Source organism: Noviherbaspirillum denitrificans, from assembly GCF_002211445.1.
GTDB lineage: Bacteria > Pseudomonadota > Gammaproteobacteria > Burkholderiales > Burkholderiaceae_D > Noviherbaspirillum > Noviherbaspirillum denitrificans.
This window is the reverse complement of record NZ_LSTO01000001.1, coordinates 932,982-952,539: the sequence shown is the minus strand read 5'-3', so window position 1 is coordinate 952,539 and position 19,558 is coordinate 932,982. Positions and strand designations below refer to the sequence as shown.

General features: G+C 60.9%; 25 protein-coding genes and 1 pseudogene. 11 read left to right on the top strand and 15 right to left on the bottom strand.

Annotated elements, in window-relative coordinates:
* Positions 1-12 precede the first annotated feature (12 nt).
* Positions 13-1,995 carry a DNA topoisomerase IV subunit B gene (locus AYR66_RS04805; RefSeq protein WP_088706576.1) on the bottom strand — a complete coding sequence of 661 codons (1,983 nt, stop codon included), beginning with the start codon at positions 1,993-1,995 and terminating at the stop codon, positions 13-15.
* A gap of 193 nt (positions 1,996-2,188) precedes the next feature.
* Here AYR66_RS04805 and AYR66_RS04800 point away from each other — a divergent pair, with 193 nt between their 5' ends.
* Positions 2,189-3,010: a response regulator gene (locus AYR66_RS04800; protein WP_088706575.1), complete on the top strand. Its 822-nt coding sequence runs from the start codon at positions 2,189-2,191 to the stop codon at positions 3,008-3,010.
* Here AYR66_RS04800 and AYR66_RS04795 read toward each other — a convergent pair whose 3' ends face one another.
* From AYR66_RS04795 to AYR66_RS04785, 3 genes are read right to left on the bottom strand one after another with little or no spacing between them, the layout of a single operon-like run.
* Positions 3,011-4,180 carry a vWA domain-containing protein gene (locus AYR66_RS04795; protein WP_088706574.1) on the bottom strand — a complete coding sequence of 390 codons (1,170 nt, stop codon included), beginning with the start codon at positions 4,178-4,180 and terminating at the stop codon, positions 3,011-3,013. It abuts the gene before it with no gap.
* A 9-nt stretch (positions 4,181-4,189) separates the two neighbouring features.
* Complete coding sequence (locus tag AYR66_RS04790) at positions 4,190-4,777, bottom strand: GNAT family N-acetyltransferase (RefSeq protein ID WP_088706573.1); 588 nt, start codon at positions 4,775-4,777, stop codon at positions 4,190-4,192.
* 6 nt (positions 4,778-4,783) lie between these two features.
* The gene (locus AYR66_RS04785) at positions 4,784-5,638 is read right to left on the bottom strand and encodes an AAA family ATPase (protein ID WP_088706572.1); all 855 of its coding nucleotides are present in this window, start codon (positions 5,636-5,638) and stop codon (positions 4,784-4,786) included.
* Between the two features lie 255 nt (positions 5,639-5,893).
* Here AYR66_RS04785 and AYR66_RS04780 point away from each other — a divergent pair, with 255 nt between their 5' ends.
* Both AYR66_RS04780 and AYR66_RS04775 read left to right on the top strand, forming a co-directional pair.
* On the top strand, positions 5,894-6,208 hold the full coding sequence (locus AYR66_RS04780) for a c-type cytochrome (protein WP_088706571.1): 315 nt from the start codon (positions 5,894-5,896) through the stop codon (positions 6,206-6,208).
* Between the two features lie 13 nt (positions 6,209-6,221).
* A complete protein-coding gene (locus tag AYR66_RS04775; protein WP_088706570.1) occupies positions 6,222-6,563 on the top strand; it encodes a c-type cytochrome in 342 nt (113 codons plus the stop codon).
* Positions 6,564-6,615: 52 nt separating this feature from the next.
* On the opposite strand, the gene trxC is transcribed toward AYR66_RS04775, so the two are convergent.
* From trxC to AYR66_RS04760, 3 genes are read right to left on the bottom strand one after another with little or no spacing between them, the layout of a single operon-like run.
* Complete coding sequence (trxC, locus tag AYR66_RS04770; protein WP_088706569.1) at positions 6,616-7,047, bottom strand: thioredoxin TrxC; 432 nt, start codon at positions 7,045-7,047, stop codon at positions 6,616-6,618.
* Between the two features lie 21 nt (positions 7,048-7,068).
* On the bottom strand, positions 7,069-7,380 hold the full coding sequence (locus AYR66_RS04765) for a chaperone modulator CbpM (RefSeq protein ID WP_088706568.1): 312 nt from the start codon (positions 7,378-7,380) through the stop codon (positions 7,069-7,071).
* Positions 7,381-7,383: 3 nt separating this feature from the next.
* Positions 7,384-8,322, bottom strand: a complete 939-nt coding sequence (locus AYR66_RS04760; protein ID WP_088706567.1) for a DnaJ C-terminal domain-containing protein — start codon at positions 8,320-8,322, stop codon at positions 7,384-7,386.
* 190 nt (positions 8,323-8,512) lie between these two features.
* Between AYR66_RS04760 and AYR66_RS04755 the strand changes: the two genes are divergently transcribed.
* Entirely contained in the window at positions 8,513-8,953 is a 441-nt protein-coding gene (locus tag AYR66_RS04755) for an Hsp20/alpha crystallin family protein (protein WP_088709605.1), read from the top strand.
* Between the two features lie 14 nt (positions 8,954-8,967).
* Positions 8,968-9,351, top strand: coding sequence for an Hsp20/alpha crystallin family protein (locus AYR66_RS04750; protein ID WP_088706566.1), 384 nt, complete (start codon positions 8,968-8,970; stop codon positions 9,349-9,351).
* A 5-nt stretch (positions 9,352-9,356) separates the two neighbouring features.
* Here AYR66_RS04750 and AYR66_RS04745 read toward each other — a convergent pair whose 3' ends face one another.
* Positions 9,357-9,779, bottom strand: a complete 423-nt coding sequence (locus AYR66_RS04745; RefSeq protein ID WP_088706565.1) for a DUF1841 family protein — start codon at positions 9,777-9,779, stop codon at positions 9,357-9,359.
* 128 nt (positions 9,780-9,907) lie between these two features.
* Between AYR66_RS04745 and AYR66_RS04740 the strand changes: the two genes are divergently transcribed.
* Positions 9,908-10,492, top strand: a complete 585-nt coding sequence (locus AYR66_RS04740; protein WP_088706564.1) for a malonic semialdehyde reductase — start codon at positions 9,908-9,910, stop codon at positions 10,490-10,492.
* 9 nt (positions 10,493-10,501) lie between these two features.
* On the opposite strand, the gene nth is transcribed toward AYR66_RS04740, so the two are convergent.
* From nth to fdxA, 4 genes are all read right to left on the bottom strand, one after another.
* The gene (gene nth / locus AYR66_RS04735) at positions 10,502-11,152 is read right to left on the bottom strand and encodes an endonuclease III (RefSeq protein ID WP_088706563.1); all 651 of its coding nucleotides are present in this window, start codon (positions 11,150-11,152) and stop codon (positions 10,502-10,504) included.
* A complete protein-coding gene (gene rsxB / locus AYR66_RS04730; RefSeq protein ID WP_170942062.1) occupies positions 11,149-11,946 on the bottom strand; it encodes an electron transport complex subunit RsxB in 798 nt (265 codons plus the stop codon). The genes nth and rsxB overlap by 4 nt, the downstream gene beginning before the upstream one ends.
* 97 nt (positions 11,947-12,043) lie before the next feature.
* Positions 12,044-13,279 carry a polyhydroxyalkanoate depolymerase gene (locus AYR66_RS04725; RefSeq protein ID WP_088706562.1) on the bottom strand — a complete coding sequence of 412 codons (1,236 nt, stop codon included), beginning with the start codon at positions 13,277-13,279 and terminating at the stop codon, positions 12,044-12,046.
* A 778-nt stretch (positions 13,280-14,057) separates the two neighbouring features.
* On the bottom strand, positions 14,058-14,381 hold the full coding sequence (fdxA, locus tag AYR66_RS04720) for a ferredoxin FdxA (protein WP_088706561.1): 324 nt from the start codon (positions 14,379-14,381) through the stop codon (positions 14,058-14,060).
* Between the two features lie 330 nt (positions 14,382-14,711).
* Here fdxA and AYR66_RS04715 point away from each other — a divergent pair, with 330 nt between their 5' ends.
* The 4 genes from AYR66_RS04715 (at position 14,712) to AYR66_RS04700 (ending at position 18,185) form a co-directional block, all read left to right on the top strand.
* Positions 14,712-15,374, top strand: a complete 663-nt coding sequence (locus AYR66_RS04715; RefSeq protein ID WP_088706560.1) for a LutC/YkgG family protein — start codon at positions 14,712-14,714, stop codon at positions 15,372-15,374.
* Between the two features lie 111 nt (positions 15,375-15,485).
* Positions 15,486-16,904, top strand: a complete 1,419-nt coding sequence (locus AYR66_RS04710) for a sodium:proton antiporter (RefSeq protein WP_420093085.1) — start codon at positions 15,486-15,488, stop codon at positions 16,902-16,904.
* Positions 16,905-16,910: 6 nt separating this feature from the next.
* The gene (locus AYR66_RS04705) at positions 16,911-17,897 is read left to right on the top strand and encodes a 2-hydroxyacid dehydrogenase (protein WP_088706559.1); all 987 of its coding nucleotides are present in this window, start codon (positions 16,911-16,913) and stop codon (positions 17,895-17,897) included.
* Between the two features lie 3 nt (positions 17,898-17,900).
* Positions 17,901-18,185 (top strand): polyhydroxyalkanoic acid system family protein, encoded by a 285-nt coding sequence (locus AYR66_RS04700; RefSeq protein ID WP_088706558.1) that lies wholly within the window; start codon positions 17,901-17,903, stop codon positions 18,183-18,185.
* A gap of 26 nt (positions 18,186-18,211) precedes the next feature.
* Here the strand turns inward: AYR66_RS04700 and AYR66_RS04695 are convergent, their stop codons facing one another.
* From AYR66_RS04695 to AYR66_RS04685, 3 genes are all read right to left on the bottom strand, one after another.
* Complete coding sequence (locus tag AYR66_RS04695) at positions 18,212-18,466, bottom strand: acyl-CoA-binding protein (RefSeq protein WP_088706557.1); 255 nt, start codon at positions 18,464-18,466, stop codon at positions 18,212-18,214.
* A 109-nt stretch (positions 18,467-18,575) separates the two neighbouring features.
* Positions 18,576-18,824: a hypothetical protein gene (locus AYR66_RS04690; protein WP_234814763.1), complete on the bottom strand. Its 249-nt coding sequence runs from the start codon at positions 18,822-18,824 to the stop codon at positions 18,576-18,578.
* An 82-nt stretch (positions 18,825-18,906) separates the two neighbouring features.
* Complete coding sequence (locus tag AYR66_RS04685) at positions 18,907-19,263, bottom strand: FKBP-type peptidyl-prolyl cis-trans isomerase (protein WP_088706556.1); 357 nt, start codon at positions 19,261-19,263, stop codon at positions 18,907-18,909.
* A 158-nt stretch (positions 19,264-19,421) separates the two neighbouring features.
* Between AYR66_RS04685 and AYR66_RS30645 the strand changes: the two are divergent.
* Positions 19,422-19,558, top strand: a pseudogene (locus AYR66_RS30645) (EI24 domain-containing protein); the annotation flags it as partial.

The window sequence follows — 19,558 nt, the reverse complement described above, 5'->3', positions numbered from 1 at the left end:
CTTCGCGGCAGATCAGATGTCGGCTTCCGCTTCGTTGCCGTGCTCTTCGAGCCAGGCGCGGCGGGCGGCGGCTTCGCCTTTGCCCATCAGCATGTTGAAACGCGATTCGGACGAGGCCAGGTCGAAGTCGCCCAGCGACACCGGCAGCAGGCGGCGGGTATCCGGGTTCATCGTGGTTTCCCAGAGCTGCTCGGCATTCATTTCACCCAGGCCCTTGAAGCGGGAAATGCTCCACGCGCCTTCCTTCACGCCATCCTTGCGCAGCTTGTCCTCAATGGCCGCCAGTTCGCCGTCGTCGAGCGCGTACAGCTTCTGCGCCTGCTTCTTGCCGCGCGCAGGCGCGTCGACACGGTACAGCGGCGGACGCGCGATGCAGATGTTGCCGCGCGCGATCAGCTGCGGGAAGTGCTTGAAGAACAGCGTCAGCAGCAGCACCTGGATGTGCGAGCCGTCGACGTCCGCATCGGAGAGGATGCAGATCTTGCCGTAGCGCAGGCCGGACAGGTCGGGCGTGTCGTTCGGTCCATGCGGGTCGACGCCGATCGCCACCGCGATGTCGTGGATTTCATTGTTGGCGAACAAGCGGTCGCGCTCGGTTTCCCAGGAGTTCAGCACCTTGCCGCGCAGCGGCAGGATGGCCTGGAATTCCTTGTCGCGGCCCATCTTGGCGGAACCGCCCGCGGAATCGCCCTCGACGAGGAAGAGTTCATTGCGCGTGATGTCGTCCGATTCGCAATCAGTCAGCTTGCCCGGCAGGACGGCAACGCCGGACGATTTCTTCTTCTCGACCTTCTGCGCCGAGCGCAGGCGGGATTGCGCCTGCTTGATGACCAGTTCCGCCAGCTTCTTGCCGTAGTCGACGTGCTGGTTCAGCCAGAGTTCGAGGGCAGGGCGGGTGAATGAGCCCACCAGGCGCACCGCATCGCGTGAATTGAGGCGTTCCTTGATCTGTCCCTGGAATTGCGGATCGAGCACTTTTGCGGAGAGCACGAAGGACACGCGCGCGAACACGTCTTCCGGCAGCAGCTTGACGCCCTTGGGCAGCAGCGCGTGCATCTCGACGAAGCTCTTGACAGCGTTGAACAGGCCTTCGCGCAAGCCGGCCTCGTGCGTGCCGCCGGCGGGCGTCGGGATCAGGTTGACGTAGGACTCGCGGACGACGTTGCCTTCTTCGGTCCATGCGACCACCCAGGCCGCGCCTTCGCCCTCGGCGAAACCTTCGGCATCCTTGCCGGCGTACTGTTCGCCCTCGAACAGCGGGATCATCGGTTCCGCGCCGGAGGTCTGGGCCAGCGATTCGATCAGGTAGCCGCGCAGGCCCTGGTCGTATTGCCAGGTCTGGGATTCGCCGGTCTTGCCGTTGACGAGCGTGACTTTCACGCCTGGCAGCAGCACCGCCTTGGAGCGCAGCAGGCGCTGCAGTTCGGCGCTCGGGATGGCGGACGAGTCGAAGTACTTCGCTTCCGGCCACACGGTCACACGGGTGCCGGACTTCTTGTCTTCCCTGGTTTGCGGGCGGGATTTCAGTTTCTCGACCACGTCACCGTGGGCGAAGGCGATCTGGTGCACGCCGCCTTCGCGCCAGACGGTAATTTCCAGCCGCGTGGAGAGGGCGTTGGTGACCGACACGCCGACGCCGTGCAGGCCGCCGGAGAAGGAGTAGGCGCCGCCCGAGCCCTTGTCGAACTTGCCGCCCGCATGCAGGCGGGTGAAGACGATTTCCACCGTCGGCACTTTCTCTTCCGGGTGGAGGCCGACCGGGATGCCGCGGCCGTCGTCCTCGACGCTGACGCTGCCGTCGGCGTTGAGGGTCACGATGACGTTCTTGCAGAAGCCGCCGAGTGCTTCGTCGGAGGCGTTGTCAATCACTTCCTGGATGATGTGCAGCGGGTTCTCGGTGCGGGTGTACATGCCCGGGCGCTGCTTGACCGGTTCGAGTCCTTTCAGGACCCGGATTGACGATTCGCTATAGTCAGAGGATTTTCTGGTTGCCATTCAATGGGAGCGGAGTTGCTGTAAGGAATGCACGAGTGCATAAGTCCCAGCATTCTAATGAAAATCGGCCCTGCCGGGCATCGTGTCGGGTGCAACATGCGATTTTTGGTCGTTCGGCGGTAACCGTCGCGTTAACGTCGTGGCCAAAGATTTATTTAATGCAACATGCAAAATTGTTTATAAAATCAAGCGTATGACCAGCCAGACCTTTCCTTTCGCCGTTCGCCTCATCGGCTTTTCACCGGAGGAAGAAGCCGCGTTCGATGCCAGTTTCTCCATCCGGCAAGGGCGGGGTTACGGCTACTTCCGGCTGGTCGAAGACAACCTCCAGGATCCCGATCTCTATATTGTCAAAGCGGCGCAGCTCAAGGCGCTGGTCACGCTGGCCGACCTGCGTCCGACCGAGGTGCGTCCCGCCATGCTGGTTGGCACACCCGAAGTCGCGCTGCCCTATCCCGTCGTGGACGACCCGGTGCGCTGGGAACAGTTGTACGCAACGCTGGATGACCTGGTCGAAAAGCGGGCGGATGCACTGTCCCGGCTGGAAGCGTCGGATATCGTCACCGTTCCCGAGCGGCGCCGGCGCGACCGGGTCGACCGCGACCTGACCGATCCCGCCGACTACGAAAAAATGCGGGCCCGGGTGCGGGACAACGGCGTCGTCCTCGTCGTCGACAAGACGCCGGCCCTGCGCGACTACCTCTCCGACCTGCTGGCGCGCCAGAAAGTGCCCGTGCTGTGGGTGAGCGATGAAGCAGAAGCGGTCGAGGCCTGCAAGAACGAGCCGGTCGCGGTCGTCATGATCAATACCTCAACGCCAAGTGTCGACCCCTACCGTCTCTGCTGGGGCATCAAGGAAAAGGATTCGCCGGTCCGTATTGCCGTCGTCTTCCTGGTCAGCAAGCCGTTTGAATACGACCTGGATCAGGCCCGCTATGTGGGTGCGGACGGCTTTCTCAACAAGCCGCTGGCAAGCCACCACCTGGTGGCGGCGCTGAAGAAATTCCTGCCTTAGCTATTTGCTCAGCAGCTGCATTCCCCGCTCGAGACCATCGATGGTCACCGGGAACATGCGGTTGTTCATGATCTGTCGGATCACAGAGATCGACTGGCGGTATTGCCACAGGCCTTCCGGTTCCGGGTTGAGCCAGATGAATTTCGGGAAGGTGCTGGTGAAGCGCTGCAGCCACACCGCGCCGGCTTCCTCGTTGTTGTATTCCACCGATCCGCCCGGCTGCAGGACTTCATAGGGGCTCATGGTCGCGTCGCCGACGAAGATCACCTTGGTGTCGGGCGTGTACTTGCGCAGCACGTCCCAGGTGTGGAACTTCTCCGCGTGCCGGCGGCGGTTGTTCTTCCACAGGTAATCGTAGATGCAATTGTGGAAGTAGAAAAACTCCATGTTCTTGAACTCGGTCTTTGCCGCGGAGAACAGTTCTTCGGTGCGCTGGATGTGGTCGTCCATGGTGCCGCCCACGTCGAGCAGCATCAGCACCTTGATGTTGTTCTTGCGCTCCGGCTGCATCTTGATGTCGAGGTAGCCGGCGTTGTTGGCGGTGGCGCGAATGGTGTCGTCCAGCGCCAGTTCTTCTTCCGCGCCTTCGCGCGCGAACTTGCGCAGGCGGCGCAGCGCGACCTTGATGTTGCGGGTGCCGAGTTCGCGCTCGTCGTCGTAGTCGCGGTAGCTGCGCGCTTCCCACACCTTGACCGCGGTGCGGTTGCCGCCTTCGCCGCCGATGCGGATGCCTTCCGGGTTCGTGCCGCCATTGCCGAAGGGCGAGGTGCCGCCAGTGCCGATCCAGCGGTTGCCGCCTTCGTGGCGTTCCTTCTGCTCCTTGAGCAGTTCCTTCAACCGGTCCATCAGCTTGTCGTAGCCGAACTTCTCGATCGCCGCCTTCTGCTCGGGCGTCAGTTCGCGCTCCATGCGTTTCTGCAGCCATTCCAGCGGAATCTCCGGATGCTTCTCGAAGATAGCATCGATGCCGCGGAAGTACAGTCCGAAGGCCTTGTCGAACTTGTCGTAATGCGCCTCGTCCTTCACCAGCGTCGTGCGCGACAGGTAGTAGAAGTCATCCAGCGAGGGGCTGATGACGCTTTTCTGCATCGCTTCCAGCAGGATCAGGAATTCCTTGATCGAGACCGGGATCTTTGCGTCTTTCAAGGTGAAGAAAAAGTCGATGAGCATGTTCTCTCCTCAGCGCCCGAGCTTGTACTGCAGGTGGCGCCTGATGGTCGGCCATTCCGATTCAATGATCGAAAACACGACCGTGTCGCGCAGCGAACCGTCAGGCATGCGCTGATGGTTGCGCAGGATACCGTCCTGCTTGGCGCCGAGTCGGGCGATGGCGGCACGCGACTGCTGGTTCATCCAGTGGGTGCGGAATTCGACCGCGATGCAACGCAGCTCTTCGAACGCATGCGTCAGAAGCATCAGCTTGGCTTCGGTGTTGACTGCGGTGCGCTGCACGCTTTTCGCGTACCACGTCGAGCCGATCTCGACACGGCGGTGCACTGCATCGATATGCATGTAGGTCGTCATGCCGCACAGCGCGCCGGTATCGTTGCGGCGGATGGCGAACGGCATCATGCTGCCGGCTGCCTGCAGGCCGAGGCGCCGCTCGATTTCCGCCTGCATCCCTTCGGGCTGGGGAATCGCGGTGTACCAGAGCGTCCACAGCTGGCCATCCCTGACGGCTTCGGCCAGTCCTTCGGCATGGGACAGGTCGAGCGGCTCGAGGGTGACATGTTCCCCCTTGAGCGTGAGCGGCGTGACGAAAGGCATGGCGGCTTAACGGTTGGTGCGCGACATGAAGACCAGGCGTTCGAACAGGTGCACGTCCTGCTCGTTCTTCAGCAGCGCGCCGTGCAGTGGCGGCACCACGGTCTTGGCGTCCTTGCTGCGCAGTGCGTCAGCGGGGATGTCTTCCGCCAGCAGCAGCTTCAGCCAGTCGAGCAGCTCGGAGGTGGACGGCTTCTTCTTCAGGCCGGCGACTTCGCGCACTTCGTAGAAGGTCTGCAGCGCCTGCGCCAGCAGGTCCTTTTTCAGCTGAGGAAAGTGGACATCGACGATCTGCTCCATCGTGTCCTTGTCCGGGAACTTGATGTAATGGAAGAAGCAGCGGCGCAGGAAAGCGTCCGGCAATTCCTTCTCGTTGTTGGAAGTGATGATCACCAGCGGGCGGGTCTTCGCCTTGATCAGTTCGCGCGTCTCGTAGACGTAGAACTCCATGCGGTCGAGTTCTCGCAGCAGGTCGTTGGGGAATTCGATGTCGGCCTTGTCGATCTCGTCGATCAGCAGCACGACCTGCTGGTCGGCGCTGAAGGCCTGCCACAGCACACCCTTGACGATGTAGTTATGGATGTCCTTCACGCGCTCGTCGCCCAGTTGCGAGTCGCGCAGGCGGGAAACCGCGTCGTACTCGTACAGGCCCTGCTGCGCCTTGGTCGTGGACTTGATATGCCACTGCAGCAGCGGCATGCCCAGCGCGGCGGCAACCTCCTCAGCCAGCATCGTCTTGCCGGTGCCCGGCTCGCCCTTGATCAGCAGCGGGCGCTGCAGCGTCAGGGCCGCGTTGACGGCAAGTTTCAGGTCGTTTGTGGCAACGTAATTCTGTGAACCTTCAAAGCGAGTATCTTGGCGCATGGTACCGGTCGTCGGGATGGAGGGAAAAATCAAGTATAAGCGAGATGGAATTTCGGGGTTGGAAGGCCGGATTTCGCCGCGTGGACTGCTTTTTGGTCTTAATGTAGAATGAGACGGTTTTGGTTCGTCGGAGAAACACCTACAAGGTTCATGGTTAAATCCGGCGGCAGGGAACATATCCGCAAAGGATTCAACGCTGTGCAGAATTCTTTGCGGATGTGTTTTGAAATTTCGTCCTCTATCTCCCGAGCTATCATGAAAAAACTAATTGCGTTTGTCGCGCTCGCGGGTGTCGCCGGTTTCGCTTCCGCAGCGGAAGGCAACGCCAAGACAGCTGAAAACAAGGTGGCGATGTGTATCGGCTGCCACGGCATCCCCGGCTACAAGGCGACCTTTCCCGAGGTGTACCAGGTGCCCAAGCTCGGCGGCCAGTCTGCCAAGTACATCGAGAATGCGCTGAACGCGTACAAGAAGGGCGAACGCAAGCACCCCAGCATGCGCGGCATCGCCCAGGGCCTGTCTGACCAGGACATCGCCGACGTCGCGGCCTACTACGCACAGCAGAAATAAGAGGGGATACGCAATGAAGAAAATTCTCGCAGCCGCGGCCGTGCTGGTCTCGTTCAATGCCTTCGCGGGCGGCAACATCGACGCCGGCAAGGCAGCCACCGAAAAGTACAACTGCTTCTCCTGCCACGGCAAGGACTACAACACGCCGATCGACCCGAGCTATCCAAAGCTGGCCGGCCAGCACGAGGACTATCTGGCAGCCGCACTGACTGCGTACAAGCGCGGCGGAGATGGGGCCAACGGCCGCGGCAACGCGATCATGGGCGCACAGGTCAAGCCACTGTCCACGCAGGACATCAAGGATATTGCTGCCTACCTGCACAGCCTGCCGGGCACCCTGGTGCTGCGCAAGTAACCGCGTTCCCCGCTCCATGCAAAAAGCCACGGATTCCGTGGCTTTTTTGTTTTCAGCGGAGCTGCGCTCGCGTCCAACGTACGATATCTTCGGCCCCCATTGCGCCGGCTTGCCGCCCGATTTCCCTGCCCCGATGGAAGAGCGCGAGGGTAGGGATGCTGCGTATCGCGTAGCGGGCAGCGAGCGCCTGCGCTTCCTCGGTGTTCACCTTTGCCAGGCGCACGTACGGTTCAAGCTGCGCGGCGGCCTGTTCGAAGGCAGGGGCCATCATCCGGCAGGGACCGCACCACGGTGCCCAGAAGTCCACGAGCAGCGGCACGTCGCTGCGTTCGAGGTGGCGATCAAACGCTGCGGCGGACAATGGCACCGGATGCCCGGTAAACAGGGCTCGGTGACACTTGCCGCAGTCCGGCGCGTCGTCGAGACGGTCCGAAGGGACGCGGTTGACGGCGTCGCAGTGCGGGCAGATGACATGAGTCGACATGATGGCGTTTGCTCCCTTTGCTCAATCCAGTGACAAGCCTGCGCGCCGCACCCGGGCGCGCAGGCGTTCCAGTTCGTCGAGCAGGTCCGCCACCAGCCCGGCAAGTTCCGGGTTGGCGTCGAAGTCGCGTTCCAGCCCGCTCATGCGGCGCGCGCGCAGGACGTCGCGTCCGCTGAACATCCAGCCGGCGGGGTCTGGCTCGTAATCGGCCAGCAGCACGCCCGCGTGCACGTGTTCGATGATCCATTCCCGGCTTACCGTGCAACTGGCGGCGAGCTCATCCAACGTCAGGCGAGCTTCATCCAGCAGGATGGCGATATGTTGCTGCGACATCGATCATCCTCCCTGGCGCGGATCAAATGCGAGCTCACGCGCCATTTGTTCATACAGTGCGCGCGCCTTCGGTGAATCGGCAGGCGGCAGCACGACTTCGGTCACGAGGTAGAGGTCGCCGGGCGGCGTGCCGGGTATCCCGCGCCCCTTGAGCCGCAGCTTGCGGCCGGATTGCGATCCCGCTGGAATGCATACCTCGACTGCGCCGTCCGGCAACGATGCCTTCACGCCGCCGCCCAGCGCCGCCTCCCAGGGGGCAACCGGCAGCGTGGCGTAAACATCCCGTCCCTCGACGCGATAGCGGGCATGCGGCTTGAAGTGTACTTCCAGGTAGAGATCGCCTGGCGGACCTCCACCGAGCCCGGCACTGCCCTGGCCGGACAGCCGGATCAACTGGCCTTCGCGCACCCCCTTGGGAATGCGCACCTCGAGCGCATGTTCGGCCAGGACGGTGCGCCCCTGCGCATCCACGCGCGGCACGCGCAGTGTGAGCGTCCGCACGGCGCCCGCGTAGGCGTCCTCGAGATCGAGCATGATCTTCGCGTGGTGGTCTTCGCCGCGTGCGTGGAAATGTCCACCGCCGGCGTGCGCACGTCCCATCCGTGCCCCAAACAGCTCCGAAAAGAAATCGCTGAAATCTGCCGACTCGGTTCCGGAAAATCCCCGGCCGGAAAACTCGAATCCGGCGTCCCAGTCCGGCGGCGGATGAAAATCCTGCCCGGCCTGGTAGCGATGGCCAAGCTGGTCATAGGCGGCGCGTTTTTCCGGGTCGGACAGCACGGCGAAGGCCTCGTTGAGTTCCTTCATGCGCGCCTCGGCATCCGGCTCCTTCGACACGTCCGGATGATACTTGCGCGCGAGCCGGCGGAACGTCTTCTTGATGTCGTCCGCGGTCGCGTCCTTGTCGACGCCCAGGGTCTGGTAGTAGTCCTTGAATTCCAAGCCGATCCTCCTTAGCCTGCGTGGCGCATTCCAAGCGGAATATGCCTCGGTATTCGCCACGTAGATGGAGGCGCCGGCTTGTCAATTCAAGGTATTGAAATTCTCTTTCGCGCTCCTATTTTGGGGATGTAACCGCGCCTCCGGCCTGTGCCGGGCGGCCGTTCAACCACCGATGAAGGAGGACAACATGATGTACAGAGCGCTGTTTCCCCGCGACGTCTTCGCAGAACTCGACCGCCTGCAGCGCGAGATGCAGGATGTCTTTGAAAGCGGCCCGAGCATCCGCGGCGTCGGCCGTGGCGGCTTTCCCGCCGTGAATGTCGGCACCACCCCGCAATCGCTGGAGCTGTATGCCTTCGCGCCCGGCCTGGACCCGTCCAGCATCGAGGTCAACCTGGAGCGTGGCGTGCTGACCATCTCCGGCGAACGCACCCCGGATCTTCCCGCACAGGACCAAAAGGTGTCCGTGCATATTAATGAGCGCTTCGCCGGCCGTTTCCGCCGTGTCGTGAGCCTGCCCGAGGATGACGTCAATCCGAGCGGCGTGAGCGCCCAGTATCGCGACGGCGTGCTGCACGTCACCATCAAGCGTCGCCAGGCTCCGCAACCGCGCCGCATCTCTATTCAGTAAGAGGAGGAAAGATCATGACCCAGAACACCAATGTGACGAAACAGACTAACGACACCGCCCGTCCCGAGCCGGCCCTGCTGCCGCCGGTCGACGTGATCGAGGATGCATCCGGCATCACGCTGCTGGCAGACCTGCCCGGCGTGACGAAGGACAGCCTCAACCTGCAGCTCGATGCGGACAGCCTGACGATCGAAGGAACAGTCAGCCTGACCACGCCGGAGGGCATGGAATCCGGCCACGCCGAAGTGCGCCTGCCGCGCTATCGCCGCGTGTTCACGCTGTCCAAGGAACTCGACAGCGAGAAGACAACGGCTGAGTTCAAGAACGGCGTGCTGCGCCTGCGCATTCCAAAGGCCGAACACGTCCAGCCCCGCAGGATCGAAGTCAAGGTCGCGTAAGGCCGTCAGCGCCGCTTGACGCACTCCACGTACTGGACGCCGTCAGGCGGCAGGCCGCTGCGCTGCGAGTTCCAGATCATCTCGCCCAGGCATTCCATCATCTCGTGGTGCGCATCGTGCTCGGAGCCGAGCCGTTGCGCCAGCGCGAGAAACGCACCGCGGATGCCGGGCGGCTGGTCGATGGATATCTGTTCCGCAATCGACAGGTGCATCGACAGGTGAAGGAAGGGATTGCTCTGCCCGCGCTCGACCGCGTAGTCGGCGGCGAGCGCCGCATCGACGTCCTTCAACGCATCCCGATACTCCTCATGCTGCACGATCCAGTCGCGCGCGATCGCCTCCAGCGGCGTGAGGATCTCATTGGCCTGTACCTTGCGGAAAGTCTCGCAGAAGAAGCGGCGCACGTCGTGCTGTGAGGGATTGAACATGGTATCGGGCGGAAAGGCGGGGAAACGCGTATTCTACCGCCCGGCGATGCGGATTCGATTAACATATGCACCGCTCGTCCACACCACAAGTGCCGGATATTTCCCATCCCTACGAAGAATGGAAACCCATGCTGAACGACACCGCACTCCAGACCCTGTTCACCGAAGCCCGCACCCATAACGGCTGGCGCGACAAGCCCGTTACCGACGAGCAGCTGAAACAGCTCTACGACCTGCTGAAGTGGGGGCCCACCTCCGCGAATTGCTCACCGGTGCGCATTGTGTTCGTCAAGTCGCCGGAGGCAAAGGAAAAGCTGCTGGCCTGCATGAATGCCGGGAATATCGAAAAGACGAAATCCGCACCGGTTACGGCCATCATCGGCATGGACATGGAGTTCTACGAAAAGCTGCCGCAACTCTTTCCGCACAATCCCGATGCGCGTTCGTGGTTTGCCGGCAACCAGCCGAACATCGAAACGACGGCGATGCGCAACTCGTCCCTGCAGGGCGGTTATTTCATCATGGCTGCGCGCGCGCTCGGCCTCGACTGTGCGCCGATGTCCGGTTTCAATGCGGACAAGATGAATGAGGCCTTCTTCAAGGGAACGCCGGTGAAGGCAAACTTCGTGTGCAGCATCGGCTACGGCGACACCAGCAAGCTGCATCCGCGCGGCCCGCGACTGGCATTCGAGGACGCCTGCCGGATCGAGTAAAAAGCGCGCCTAGACGCCTTTCTCCGGCAGAGGCGTCTTCTCCCTGTATTCGCACAGGTCATTGATCAGGCAGTTCCAGCACTGCGGCTTGCGCGCGATGCAGGTATAGCGGCCGTGCAGGATCAGCCAGTGGTGCGCGTCATGGCGAAATTCGTGCGGGACCACCTTCAGCAGTTTCTGCTCGACCGCATCCACATCCTTCCCCGGCGCGATGCCGGTGCGGTTTGAAACGCGAAAGATATGCGTGTCCACCGCGATCGTCGGTTCCCCGAATGCCGTGTTCAGCACCACATTGGCGGTCTTGCGTCCGACGCCTGGCAATGCCTGCAGCGCTTCCCTTGAGCGCGGTACTTCGCCGCCGTGCTGTTCCAGCAGGATGCGGCAGGTCTCGATGACGTTCTTCGCCTTGGTGCGGTACAGGCCGATGGTACGGATGTATTCTTCCAGCCCTTCGGTGCCCAGTGCATGGAGGGCGGCTGGCGTATTGGCAACGGGATAGAGCCTACGCGTGGCCTTGTTGACCGACACGTCGGTTGCCTGCGCCGACAGGATGACGGCGATCAGAAGTTCGAACGGCGTCGTGTATTCCAGCTCCGTGGTGGGATGAGGATTGGCCTGGTGGAAGCGGCGAAAGATCTCGAGGCGTTTTTCGGCGTTCATTGCGCGTCTTTTTGCTGATCCAGCTTCTGATTGATTTCGTCGATCTGCTTCTTGACCGAACGCGATACGTCGTCGAGCCGGGTCGAGGCAGCCGACTGGGCGGCCATCTCTTCCTTCTTCAGTCGCGCGCGTTCCATGGCGGCCTGGATGATGGCCTTCTTGCGCTCTGCGGCTGCCTTTTCTTCCGGCGACAACGCGGCTTCCGATTCAACAGCTTTCAGCTTGGCCGCGGCCTTGGCGGCCAGGCGCGCGTCGTTCTCTTCCTTTTCGCGGCGCAGTCGCGACACACGGAACTGGTGGCGTTCGCGCGCCGCCTCGGCCCGTTCTTGCGCCCATGCATCCCAACCAGTCCTGCCGGGCGTCACCTCCACCATCGCGATACAGTCTACCGGGCAGGGCGCCACGCACAGGTCGCAGCCGGTGCACAGGTCATTGATGATCGTGTGCATCTGCTTGGCAGCGCCGATGATGGCGTCGACCGGGCAGGCCTGGATGCAGAGGGTGCAGCCGATGCAGAGCGCCTCGTCGATCACGGCGACCGGGCGCGGGCGCTCCACGCCATTAACCGGATTGAGCGGGATAACGGGCTTGCCCAGCACAGCCGCGAGCCGTGCGATGCCTTCCGCACCGCCGGGCGGGCACTGGTTGTAGCCGGCCGTCCCTTCTGCGACCGCTTCCGCGTACGGGCGGCACGCGGGATAGCCACACTTCGTGCATTGCGTCTGCGGCAGGAGGTCTTCGATACGGTCGGCCAGGGTGGGAGCGGGAGTCGGGGACACAGCGGGGATCTGCATGAAAAAACAGAATTATCCCGGCAAATGCCTGCCTCTTCAAACAAAAAAGCCGTTCCCCCTGTCGAGGGAACGGCTTTCGCCTACACCGGCGGTTGAATCAGGAATGTGCGCGGATGAATTCGCCAATCTTCGGGCACACCATCTCGCGCCAGCGGCGGCCCGAGAAGATGCCGTAGTGGCCGGCCTTGGGAACGGTGAAGTGCTGCTTCCTGGACTTCGGGATGCCTTTGCACAGATCATGGGCAGCTTCGGTCTGGCCGGCGCCGGAAATGTCGTCCAGTTCGCCTTCAACGGTGAACAGGGCGACAGTCTTGATGTCCTGCGGACGCACCAGCTTGCCTTCGACTTCCCACGTGCCCAGCGGCAGGCGAAATTCCTGGAACACGGTCTTGATGGTTTCCAGGTAATACTCGGCCGGCATGTCGAGGACGGCGTTGTATTCGTCGTAGAACTTGCGGTGCTCTTCAGCGGATTCCTGGTCGCCTGCACGCAGGTGCATGTAGAAGTCCCAGTGGCTCTGCGCATGGCGGCCCGGGTTCATGGCGATGAAGCCGGCGTGCTGCAGGAAGCCAGGATAGACCTTGCGTCCGAAACCCGGATAGTTGGGCGGCACGCTGTAGATCACCTTGTTCTCGAACCAGGAGAACGGACGCTTGATCGCGAGGTCGTTGACTTCGGTCGGCGACTTGCGCGGATCGATCGGGCCGCCCATCATGGTCATCGTCTTGGGCAGCATCGGGTCGTTGTCCGAGGCCATCAACGAGATGGCGGCAAGGACCGGGACGGTCGGCTGGCAAACGGAGATGACGTGCAGGTCGGGACCGAGTTTGCGGATGAATTCCTGTACGTAATAGATGTAATCGTGCAGGTGGAATGCGCCCTCGGTCGTCGGCACCATGCGGGCGTCAGTCCAGTCCGTGATGTACACGTCATGTTCGGACAGTAGCGTACGGACGGTGTCGCGCAGCAGGGTGGAATGGTGGCCCGACAGCGGGGCGACCAGCAGGACGGTCGGTTGCTTCAAGTCGGCGAGCTTCTTGTCGCTCATGTCCTTCTTGAAGTGGATCAGGCGGCAGAACGGTTTCTGCACGGCGACTTCTTCGAACACGCCGACGGCCCTGCCTTCGACGGGAACGGTTTTGATACCGAACTCGGGTTTTTCATAATCCTTGCCGAGCCGGTACATCAATTCGTAGCCGGCCGCGATACGTTGCGCGAACGGCGTATGTGCTAGAGGCGAGACCGGGTTCGTGAACAGCTTGGCAGAAGCTTCCGCCCATTGGATGAGCGGGTTCAGGAAGGTGCGGTTCAACTCGTGAAATTGGTAGAGCATGTTGGCCTCTTTCAAGTGGTACCGGTGTCGCTAGATTCTGCAGATAAACCTTTCTTGCTGCAATGCATCATCGGCAATTTTCTCAATTTCCGTGAAAAAATAAATCGCTCGTTCGCAACACTTTTCCCGGAATCTGGAAATACTTGCCTGGCATACAGGTTTGATCTGCGTCAACTGCCATAACAACATAACACATTCTGCGAGTTTGTTTATTCAAGGAATGAAAGCCGGTTCATCCTGCTGACCTGCATTGCATTTCTTTAAATTCGTGCATTCACGCCTGAACTTGCTGCTTTACACCTGGCAGTGATGCCAGCCGTTGTCTTCCTATATCGGTCCGACCCGGAGTACCTAAAGACTCAGTACAAGCAAACTGTTGTTTCCTGCGTTTCCTGCCAGCTGTCTGCACAGAAAATAAAGCATGAAGCGTGCCGAAACGGCGACTGTGCTGCCGGATGCTGCTATGCAGCGAAGACGGGAATGGAGGCTGGTGAAAAGGGGTGTGAAAGTGGGGCTGGTTTGTAATTCTTACCGATGTGCCCGGGGAGATCCTTGCATGTATGTTCATTCGCATGCCGCTATTGAAGATCGGCATAAGCGAATGCCTGTTTATGTATCGGGTGTGAACAGCATCCTGTTTGTTCGTGGCCAACACATGCCGTCGGAACAGTCTGCAAAAGGGAAACAGCAAGGAAGGGAGGGGAATTCGGAGGAGGCGTGCATCGTGATGCTGCTCCTCCGATACTGCTTCCGCCGGAGGGGATTCCGGCGGCGGGTATTACTTCGCGAGTTCGTTGAGCTTTTCCTTGACGTCTTTCCACTCGTCGGCATCGGGGAGCGGATCCTTGGTCTTGGTGATCGAGGGCCACTTGCGGGCCAGGTCGACGTTGATCTTGATGAAGTGCTGCTGATCGGCAGGAACATCTTCTTCGGCGTAGATCGCGTTGACCGGGCATTCGGCGACGCAGACGGCGCAATCGATGCACTCGTCGGGATCGATCGTGAGGAAATTCGGGCCTTCCCTGAAGCAATCTACCGGGCATACATCCACGCAGTCGGTGTACTTGCAGCGGATGCAGGATTCGGTCACAACGTGAGTCATAACAGTCCTATCTATGGATTTTTCTGAAACTGGTCTGATTTGAAGCCGGGATGGCGGTGCGCTCGGAGCGCAACCGGGGACTGCCAACCCGCTGCAAAGCCTTGTATTTTAAGGCAAGCGGGTGTTTCTAACAAACCAAACTTATACAGTTTATGTATAAGCAAATGCGACTGCTCGTTTTCGACGGGACTTGTTGCAGGCTTTGTGGCCGAATTGGCAATGCGCGCATGAATAATTTGCGACGGGCGTTTGAAATTAAATCAAGCGCGCGCATGACGATCAATGGAATCAATTCCGGTAGACTGCCAAGCCAGTCATCAAGGGGTCAATATGGATACGTCCGCCGCTCGCAAAGCCATCTTCAGCCGCATTCGCACTGCGCAGAACCGTTCCGCCGAACCGACGCAGGCCGAGCGCGACGCGGTGCGCGACTACATCGCGCAACATTCGCAGGGGCCGAAGCCGGCAGTGGGCGACGACCTCGTCGCCCATTTCACCGCACAGGCACTGCGCATGTCCGACACGGTCGATGCCGTGTCCACTATCGCCGATGTACCGGGCGCCGTCGCCCGCTACCTGGATGAAACCGGGGTGCCGCCCCATGCGGTGGCCTGGCAAACCCTGGACAGCCTGAACTGGCAAGCTGCCGGGTTGGAAGTGGAATTCCGCCGTCCGCGCAACGAAGACCTCGTCGGCATCACCGGAGTGTACGGCGCCGTTGCCGAGACCGGCAGCCTGATGCTGATGTCGGGGCCGCATACCTGGTCATCCGCCAGCCTGCTGCCGGAAACGCATATCGCCGTCGTGCCCGCATCGCGCATCGTCGCGCACATGGAAGACGCCTTTGCCTTGGCACGAGCCGAAGGCGTGGACATGCCGCGTGCCATCAACTTCATATCGGGGCCGTCGCGTACAGGAGATATCGAGCAGACCATCGTCCTCGGCGCGCATGGACCGTACCGCGTGCACGTGATCCTGGTGCGCGGGTCCTGATTCCGCCGCCCTCCGCGGGGCGGCTGCACGTAGTTTTACGTACGCGGATAACAAGGCGCAGCGAATGATCCACGCTAAAATGGCCGCCAATCAAAAAATCGGAGACCACAATTGAGAACGAGGATCCTTGCCGCACTGGCCGGCATCGTGCCTGCACTCCTTCCTGCGATTTCCCATGCAGCCGAAATTGACGGCAGCCTGATGTCCGGATGGTGGGCCGTTCCCTTTGCGGGACTGCTGCTCTCGATTGCGCTGTGTCCGCTGCTGACGCCGATCTTCTGGCATCACCACTTCGGCAAGGTGTCGTTCGCGTGGGCACTTGCCTTCCTGCTGCCATGCGCGGCCTTCTTCGGCGCGGGAGCAGCGGCCGGCGGCGCCGCGCATGCATTCGTGGCGGAGTTCATCCCCTTCATCATCCTCGTCACCGCGCTGTTCGTCGTGGCGGGCGGCATTTGCGTACGCGGCAACCTGCACGGCACACCTGCGCTCAATACCGGCATGCTGGCACTGGGAACCGTACTGGCCAGCGTCATGGGAACGACCGGCGCATCCATGCTGATGATTCGTCCGGTCATCCGCGCCAATGACAACCGCAAGCACGCGGTTCACATCGTCGTCTTCTTCATCTTCCTGGTGTCGAATGCCGGCGGTTCGCTGACGCCGCTTGGCGATCCGCCACTGTTCCTCGGCTTCATCAAGGGGGTCGACTTTTTCTGGACGATGAAGAACATCTTCCCGGAAACGCTGTTCCTGTGCGTGGCGCTGCTGGTCATCTTCTATCTCATCGACAGGCACTACTACAACAACAAGGAAGAAGAATTCCAGGCTGCGATGGATCCGACGCCCGATTCGGCGATCCGCTTCGAGGGGCAAGCCAATTTCTTCCTGCTGGCAGCCATCGTCGGCCTGGTGCTGATGAGCGGCTTCTGGAAGCCGGGCGTCGCCTTCGATGTATTCGGCGTTGAAGTCGAACTGCAGAATGCCGTGCGTGACGTGCTCCTTGTCGCCGTGATCTACATTTCCGTGCACATGACGCCTCAGGAAGCGCGCCGGGGCAACGAATTCTCCTGGGGACCGATCCAGGAAGTGGCGAAGCTTTTCGCCGGGATCTTCATTACCATCATCCCGGTCATCGCCATGCTGCGCGCGGGCGAGGCGGGAGCATTCTCCGCGGTAATCCGCGCGGTGACCGACGGCAGCGGGCAACCGATCAATGCCATGTACTTCTGGGCGTCCGGCCTGCTTTCGTCCTTCCTCGATAACGCGCCGACCTATCTGGTATTCTTCAATACAGCCGGCGGCGACCCGGCCGTACTGATGACCACCCTCGCGAGCACGCTGGCCGCGATTTCCTGCGGCGCCGTGTTCATGGGCGCGAACAGCTACATCGGCAATGCACCCAACCTGATGGTGAAAGCGATCGCGGAAGAACGCGGCGTCAAGATGCCTTCCTTCTTCGGTTACATGGCCTGGTCCTGTGCGGTGCTCGTTCCGCTGTTTATCGTGATGACCTTCATCTTCTTCAGGTGAGCTGCGATGAGCAAACCCAAGATACTAGTGACGCGGGCGGTGTTTCCCGACGTGATTGAGCGCCTCGAACAGCATTTCGAGGTCGAGTCGAACCAGGATGACCGCATCCTCTCACCAGCCGAACTGGCGGAAAAGGTGAAGGGCATGGATGGCATCTTCACTACCCCGAGCGAACGCGTCACTGCCGAAGTACTGGCTGCCAACCCGTCCCTCAAGGCGGTCTGCAACATGGCGGTCGGCTTCAACAACATTGATGTCGATGCGGCGACGAAAGCGGGTATTGTCGTCACCAATACTCCCGACGTGCTCAATGAAACCACTGCCGATTTCGCCTGGGCGCTGCTACTGGCAACGGCGCGCCGGGTGACCGAATCGGAACACTGGCTGCGCGCGGGAAAATGGCAGAAGTGGCGCTTCGACACTTTCCTCGGCGCCGACGTCCATGGTGCGACGCTGGGCATCATCGGCATGGGCCGCATCGGCCAGGCCATCGCGCGGCGCTCGATGGGCTTCGACATGAAGGTGGTCTACCACAACCGTTCGCGCGTAGCGCCGGAACTGGAGGCGCGCGCCAACAACGCCCAATACGTGGGCAAGGAAGAATTGCTGAAGACAGCCGACCACGTGATCCTGGCGCTGCCGTATTCACCGCAGGTCCATCACATCATCGGCGCGGCCGAACTCGCGATGCTGAAACCGACCGCGACGCTGGTGAACATCGCCCGCGGCGGCATCGTCGATGATGCCGCGCTCATTGATGCCTTGCGTGCCAATCGCTTTGCAGCGGCGGGGCTGGATGTGTTCGAGAACGAGCCGAACTTCAATCCGGCATTCCTGACGCTGTCCAACGTTGTTCTGACGCCGCATATTGCCAGCGCATCGGAACCGACACGTCGGGCGATGGCCAACTGCGCGGCTGGCAATCTCATCGCTGCGTTGACTGGCGGCACGCCGCCGAATATCCTTAACCCCCAGGTTTTACCCAAGGGATAAGGAATGGCTGATATCAGCATCATCCAGTCGCATACGCTGACGCACACAAAGGCAAAGGACGCCGCACAAAAAGTGGCCGACCAGATGGCCGCGGAATACGAAATGAATGCGGAATGGGACGGCGACGTGCTGAAGTTCGCGCGCAGCGGCGTCTCGGGCAGATTGATCGTGTCCGACAAGGATGCGCACGTCGAAATCAGCCTTGGTTTCTTCTTCAAGGCATTCGCCTCAACCATCGAGCAAAAGGTCGCCGCCAAAATGAAAAAGGTGTTCAGCGCGACTGCCTGAACACCTTTGTTTCCTGACCGGGCGGGTCAGCCCTTCAATCCATTCACCAGGTCGATGTACTGTTGCATTGCGTCGTCCTTGGACGTTCCTTTGAGCGCATCCCACGCATCGTACTTCACGCGGCCTACCATGTCGGTAAAGCCCGGACGCTGACCGTCGACGTCACCCGTGCTGCCTTGCTTGAACAGTGCGTACATCTTCAGCAGCGTCATGTTGTCCGGACGCTCCGGAAGGTTCTTCGAATCAGCGACTGCCTGGTCGAATTGGCTTTGCAGGCTCATTGTTTTCTCCTTTCAAATGCTGGGCTAATGTCGTGGCGTTCAACATAGCATGGAAAAAACAGCCAAAAAAGAAATGCTCTAGAGGGGGTGCTCGATATCGGACTGATAATCAATCCTCGTCGTCTTTGCTGCCGAGCACCGCGCCGCCCACGGTGGTTACACCCTTGACGGCCAGGGAGCCGGCGGTCACTCCGACGCTTACGGCCGTGCTGGCAACCGACACCGCGGCGCCCGCCACCGTCACTACTGCACAACCGGAAATCGAGGACAGGATCACCGCACAGGTGGCGGCAAGGAGGAGTTGTTTCTTGAACATGAAGCCTGAAGCGGATGCATCGACATCCGGGGTGTTGAACATGCCGGTGCCGCATGGAAAGTTGCACCGGCATTCATCCTAACACCGCTCCAGGAAGGCTGGATTCCCGCAGGAAAAATAAAACTCAGACGCCCAACAGTTCCACTTCGAAAATCAGGGTGGCGTTCGGCGGAATCACGCCGCCCGCACCGCGCGCGCCGTAGCCCAGCGACGACGGGATGATCAGCTTGCGCACGCCGCCGACTTTCATGCCTTGCACGCCTTCGTCCCAGCCCTTAATGACATGACCGGCGCCCAGAGGAAAATCAAAGGGATCGTTACGGTCCTTGCTCGAGTCGAACTTGCGGCCGGCGCTGCCGTCCGGGTTCTGCAGCCAGCCGGTGTAATGCACGGTCACGTGCTGGCCGGCCTTGGCTTCGTCGCCGGAGCCGACAGTGGTGTCTTCGTATTGCAGGCCGGAGGCCGTCATGATGGTGGACATGGTTATTCCTTTGTTGTCTGATTGATTCGAACGGGCATTGTAACAGCGGCATGTTGAAGCGGCGGGCGGTAAGACGCGATACCGCGTTATCATCGCGTTCGTTTCAAATGGCACAAGGAAATGGAATTCATGAATCATTCGGCAAGGAGGCTCGCACGATGCGGCCGGTACTGATCGCCTTCGGGCGCGCCGTGTTGTCGCAATTGCATTTCAGGATGCTGTTGCTGACCGTGATGCCCTTCATCATTTCGGTGGCGGTCTGGGGCGTGCTGCTGTGGCTTGGCCTGCAGCCGAT

Coding starts and splice junctions, on each gene's coding strand:
- AYR66_RS04775 (WP_088706570.1), top strand. CDS start 6,222: ATGAAGAAAATTCTCGCAGCCGCGGCCGTGCTGGTCTCGTTCAATGCC.
- AYR66_RS04745 (WP_088706565.1), bottom strand. CDS start 9,779: ATGTTCAATCCCTCACAGCACGACGTGCGCCGCTTCTTCTGCGAGACT.
- AYR66_RS04755 (WP_088709605.1), top strand. CDS start 8,513: ATGTACAGAGCGCTGTTTCCCCGCGACGTCTTCGCAGAACTCGACCGC.
- AYR66_RS04765 (WP_088706568.1), bottom strand. CDS start 7,380: ATGTCGCAGCAACATATCGCCATCCTGCTGGATGAAGCTCGCCTGACG.
- AYR66_RS04780 (WP_088706571.1), top strand. CDS start 5,894: ATGAAAAAACTAATTGCGTTTGTCGCGCTCGCGGGTGTCGCCGGTTTC.
- AYR66_RS04695 (WP_088706557.1), bottom strand. CDS start 18,466: ATGAGCCTGCAAAGCCAATTCGACCAGGCAGTCGCTGATTCGAAGAAC.
- AYR66_RS04785 (WP_088706572.1), bottom strand. CDS start 5,638: ATGCGCCAAGATACTCGCTTTGAAGGTTCACAGAATTACGTTGCCACA.
- AYR66_RS04790 (WP_088706573.1), bottom strand. CDS start 4,777: ATGCCTTTCGTCACGCCGCTCACGCTCAAGGGGGAACATGTCACCCTC.
- trxC (WP_088706569.1), bottom strand. CDS start 7,047: ATGTCGACTCATGTCATCTGCCCGCACTGCGACGCCGTCAACCGCGTC.
- nth (WP_088706563.1), bottom strand. CDS start 11,152: ATGAACGCCGAAAAACGCCTCGAGATCTTTCGCCGCTTCCACCAGGCC.
- AYR66_RS04715 (WP_088706560.1), top strand. CDS start 14,712: ATGGATACGTCCGCCGCTCGCAAAGCCATCTTCAGCCGCATTCGCACT.
- AYR66_RS04805 (WP_088706576.1), bottom strand. CDS start 1,995: ATGGCAACCAGAAAATCCTCTGACTATAGCGAATCGTCAATCCGGGTC.
- AYR66_RS04740 (WP_088706564.1), top strand. CDS start 9,908: ATGCTGAACGACACCGCACTCCAGACCCTGTTCACCGAAGCCCGCACC.
- fdxA (WP_088706561.1), bottom strand. CDS start 14,381: ATGACTCACGTTGTGACCGAATCCTGCATCCGCTGCAAGTACACCGAC.
- rsxB (WP_170942062.1), bottom strand. CDS start 11,946: ATGCAGATCCCCGCTGTGTCCCCGACTCCCGCTCCCACCCTGGCCGAC.
- AYR66_RS04690 (WP_234814763.1), bottom strand. CDS start 18,824: ATGTTCAACACCCCGGATGTCGATGCATCCGCTTCAGGCTTCATGTTC.
- AYR66_RS04700 (WP_088706558.1), top strand. CDS start 17,901: ATGGCTGATATCAGCATCATCCAGTCGCATACGCTGACGCACACAAAG.
- AYR66_RS04795 (WP_088706574.1), bottom strand. CDS start 4,180: ATGCTCATCGACTTTTTCTTCACCTTGAAAGACGCAAAGATCCCGGTC.
- AYR66_RS04750 (WP_088706566.1), top strand. CDS start 8,968: ATGACCCAGAACACCAATGTGACGAAACAGACTAACGACACCGCCCGT.
- AYR66_RS04705 (WP_088706559.1), top strand. CDS start 16,911: ATGAGCAAACCCAAGATACTAGTGACGCGGGCGGTGTTTCCCGACGTG.
- AYR66_RS04685 (WP_088706556.1), bottom strand. CDS start 19,263: ATGTCCACCATCATGACGGCCTCCGGCCTGCAATACGAAGACACCACT.
- AYR66_RS04725 (WP_088706562.1), bottom strand. CDS start 13,279: ATGCTCTACCAATTTCACGAGTTGAACCGCACCTTCCTGAACCCGCTC.
- AYR66_RS04800 (WP_088706575.1), top strand. CDS start 2,189: ATGACCAGCCAGACCTTTCCTTTCGCCGTTCGCCTCATCGGCTTTTCA.